This window comes from Spongiibacter sp., from assembly GCF_041602295.1.
In the GTDB taxonomy this organism is placed as follows: Bacteria; Pseudomonadota; Gammaproteobacteria; order Pseudomonadales; family Spongiibacteraceae; genus Spongiibacter.
In genome coordinates, this window is sequence record NZ_JBFIGO010000164.1 from 1 (window position 1) to 3788 (window position 3788).

Annotated in this window: 4 protein-coding genes; 3 read left to right on the top strand and 1 reads right to left on the bottom strand. The window is 57.0% G+C overall.

Annotation, left to right across the window (positions count from 1 at the left end; genetic code table 11):
* Positions 1-1035, bottom strand: a 1035-nt coding sequence (gene ilvC / locus ABYM29_RS15120) for a ketol-acid reductoisomerase (protein WP_372865624.1), incomplete at its 3' end; no start/stop codon positions are given.
* Between the two features lie 152 nt (positions 1036-1187).
* On the opposite strand from ilvC, the gene ilvY reads away from it, so the two are divergent.
* The 3 genes from ilvY to msrP form a co-directional block, all read left to right on the top strand.
* A complete protein-coding gene (gene ilvY, locus ABYM29_RS15125) occupies positions 1188-2099 on the top strand; it encodes an HTH-type transcriptional activator IlvY (protein ID WP_372865625.1) in 912 nt (303 codons plus the stop codon).
* A 46-nt stretch (positions 2100-2145) separates the two neighbouring features.
* Entirely contained in the window at positions 2146-2982 is an 837-nt protein-coding gene (pssA, locus tag ABYM29_RS15130) for a CDP-diacylglycerol--serine O-phosphatidyltransferase (protein ID WP_372865626.1), read from the top strand.
* 58 nt (positions 2983-3040) lie between these two features.
* On the top strand, positions 3041-3788 hold a 748-nt coding region (msrP, locus tag ABYM29_RS15135; RefSeq protein WP_372865627.1), incomplete at its 3' end, for a protein-methionine-sulfoxide reductase catalytic subunit MsrP.

The following is a 3788-nucleotide window of genomic DNA, read 5'->3' on the forward strand; positions in this document are numbered from 1 at the left end:
AGCGGGAGTCTTTTCAAACGCCGTCTCGGCAGTGGCAGCGCGCCAGTTCAACAGGTTTTTGTCGTCGTTGGCCCAGTCTTCCATCATGGTCTTGGAGAAGTGACCGCTGATGATGTCGTCCTGATGCTTTTCATACAGCGGGCGCATGATGTCTTTCAGCTCTTCAGACAGTTCAAAGGCTTTGACTTTGGCGGGGTTGGTCAGGCGGTCCATCATATTGGTAATGCCGCCGTGCTTGAGGCCTTCGGTGACCGTTTCCCAGCCGTATTGAATCAGCTTAGAGGCGTAGCCGGGCTCAATGCCTTCGGCAACCATTTTGTCGAAGCACAGAATGGCGCCGGTTTGCAGCATGCCGCAGAGGATGGTCTGCTCGCCCATCAGGTCAGATTTCACTTCGGCGATAGGCGATGATTCCAGAACGCCGGCGCGGTCGCCGCCAGTGCCTGACGCCAGTGCTTTGGCAATGGCCATGCCTTCGCCTTTGGGGTCGTTCTCGCGGTGTACGGCGATTAGCGTCGGTACGCCGAAGCCGCGCTTGTACTCTTCGCGCACTTCAGTGCCAGGGCATTTCGGGCAGCACATGACTACGGTGATGTCTTTGCGGATTTGCATGCCTTCTTCAACCAGGTTGAAGCCGTGGGCATAGTCCAAGCAGGCGCCATCTTTCATCAGCGGCATGATGGCGTTGACGACGGGCGTGTGCTGTTTGTCGGGAGTCAGGTTCATGACTACGTCGGCGCTGGGAATCAGTTCTTCATAGGTGCCAACGGTAAAGCCGTTCTCCGTGGCGTTTTTCCAGCTTTGACGCTGCTCGGCAATGGCTTCAGCGCGCAGTGCATAGGCAACGTCCAGGCCGGAGTCGCGCAGGTTCAAACCTTGGTTGAGGCCCTGGGCGCCGCAGCCAACGATGACAATTTTCTTACCTTTAAGGTAGTTGCAGCCATCGGCGAATTCGCTGCGATCCATAAAGCGGCATTTGCCCAGCTCTTCCAGCTGCAGGCGCAGCGGCAGGCTGTTGAAGTAGTTCTGACCCATGAGGAGGCTCCCGAAACGTTATATAAAAGTTGTGATACTTAGCGGGGAGGGTTCCCCAGTGGCGGGCACTTTAGCAAGTCTCTTTTGTTGCGTAAATTGATATATAGTGGATACTGTGTTGCGTAATTCGAATTAGCTGGGTGGCGCGGTAAATGAATACCAAGGAGCTGGAAGTCTTTATTCATCTCAGCCAGTCATTGCACTTTGGTCGGACTGGGGAGGCGATGCATCTCAGTGTGTCGGCGGTCAGTCGGGCCATTCAGCGGCTGGAAGATGAGGCGGGGGTGGCGCTGTTTGAGCGCGATCGGCGCAGTGTGCGTTTGACATCTGCGGGGCGGGAGTTTTTGCGCTACGCCGAGCAAGCGGTACTTAACTGGCGGTCACTGTCTCAGCGCCTGCACCAGCAGGGCGAATCACTGCAGGGGGAAATCAGCCTGTTTTGCTCGGTGACGGCGGCCTACAGTGTGCTGAGCACCATATTAGAGGTCTTTCGCCAGCGCTATCCCGGTATCGATTTGAAGCTGCACACCGGTGATCAGGCCGATGCGGTAGACCGTATTGCCGATGGGGGCGAGGACGTTGGGATTACGGTGCGGCCGCCACAACTGGCGGCTAGCTTGGATTATTTGCCGCTCAGCCGCTCGTCGCTGCAGTTGTTGGTACCGAATATCCCCTGTGCGGTCAGCGAGCGAATTGCTGGCGATGGCGGTGACGTCAGTGTTGATCTTCTCAATGAATTGCCGTTTATTTTGCCTGAGCGGGGCGTCGCGCGCGGTCTGATTGAGCAGTGGTTTCGTCAGCAGGGCCTGAGGCCTAATGTATATGCGCAGGTCAGCGGCCACGAGGCGATTGTCAGTACAGTCGGCCTCGGCCTGGGTATAGGGGTGGTGCCCGATCTGGTACTGGATACCTCTTTTTTGCGCGAGCGTGTGCGGGTGGTGGCTGTGGAGCCAGAGCTGCCCAGCATGGATATCGGTGTTGTGGTGCGGCGCCGGCGCTTGAGTGACCCGCTGGTGAAAGCGTTCTGGGACTGCGCACAGTCATCGTACCGCAGCACTATTTAATTTATGATGCGCGTATACGTCTCTACTATTAATGGATAAGGAAACTATGGCTGACGAGCAAGCGGGTAAGAAGTCTATCCCGCCGTTTGATAAAGAAGCCCTGCTGTTGATCGATGACCACGAAGAGGAGGTGTCGGTAGACGGTAAAACCGTGCGCAAGCGCGGCATCTACTTGCTGCCCAACCTGTTTACCACGGCGGCATTGTTTTCCGGATTTTTCGCCATTGTCTCTGCAATGAACGGCCGTTTTGAGCCCGCAGCGATCGCCATCTTTGTGGCGATGGTGTTTGACGGGCTCGATGGCCGCGTGGCGCGGTTGATGAATGCCCAGAGCAAGTTTGGCGCGGAATACGACAGTCTTGCTGATATGGTGTCGTTTGGCGTGGCCCCGGCGCTGGTGGTATTTAGCTGGGGGGTGTCGGACCTCGGTAAATTTGGCTGGGCGGTGGCCTTCATCTATGTATCCTGTGCCGCTTTGCGGCTGGCGCGTTTTAATACCCAGATTGACACCGCGGACAAAAACTTCTTTACCGGTTTGGCAAGCCCTGCAGCGGCGGCGGTGATGGCCGGGGTGGTGTGGGTGTCGGCGGAAGAGGGCTGGGTGGGCAGCGACTTGCCGACCGAGCTGGCGGTACTGGTCGGGGTGTTAATGGCCTTTGTGGGCATGTTGATGATCGTCAATGTGCGTTATAACAGTTTTAAAGGTATCGACTTTAAAGGGCGGGTGCCCTTTGTGGTGATGATTCTCGTTGTGTTGGCCTTCGGCTTGGTGTCGGTGGATCCGGCGCGAATTCTATTGGGACTAGTGCTGGTCTATGCTCTGTCGGGCCCCGTACAAGCGATATATAGACGAGCGAAGGGGTCGGCCTCCACACCCTTGTAACATCGGCCCGCCCTTCTGGTCTTATCCGCAGTGAATACGATAGAGGAGAAGAGGGCTGATGTTGATCGGACGCGCGGCGAAGATTGCCGCCAGTGAGATAACCCCCGAGTCGCTGTACCTGCGCCGGCGGGAATTGATAAGCGGCGCGGCGGCTTTCGCTGCGCTGGCAGCTCTGCCCCATGCCGCATTGGCGGCGCCATCACCAGCGTTGCCATTCAGGGCGGCTGATCGCCGTGCTGATAACCCCTTTTACACCAATGAGGCGCTGACGCCTTTCGCGGACGCCAGCCAATACAATAATTTCTATGAGTTCGGCACTGATAAGGGCGACCCGGCGAAGTATGCCGATGCCTTGACGACAGACCCTTGGTCGGTAGAGGTGGTTGGCGAGGTTGCCAGGCCGGGCCGCTATCACCTGGAAGACCTGCTGAAAACCGTTGATATCGAAGAGCGTATCTATCGCCTGCGCTGCGTCGAAGCTTGGTCGATGGTCATCCCCTGGTTGGGCTTTCCGCTCAGCCATTTGATTAAGCGCTTTGAGCCGACGAGTAAGGCGAAATACCTCCAATTTGAAACCCTGTACCGGCCGGCCGAAATGCGCGGCCAGCGCTCGGCATTTTCGACTATAGACTGGCCCTATATGGAGGGCCTGCGCATGGACGAGGCAATGCATCCGCTGACGCTGATGAGTGTGGGGATGTACGGCAGAGAGCTTCCCAAGCAGAACGGTGCGCCGCTTCGCCTGGTGGTGCCGTGGAAATATGGCTTTAAAAGCATCAAGTCGATCGTCAAAATCCGCTTTACCG

Excerpts from the sequence above, each read along its gene's own strand:
- ilvY (WP_372865625.1), top strand. The coding sequence starts at position 1,188 with ATGAATACCAAGGAGCTGGAAGTCTTTATTCATCTCAGCCAGTCATTG.
- pssA (WP_372865626.1), top strand. The coding sequence starts at position 2,146 with ATGGCTGACGAGCAAGCGGGTAAGAAGTCTATCCCGCCGTTTGATAAA.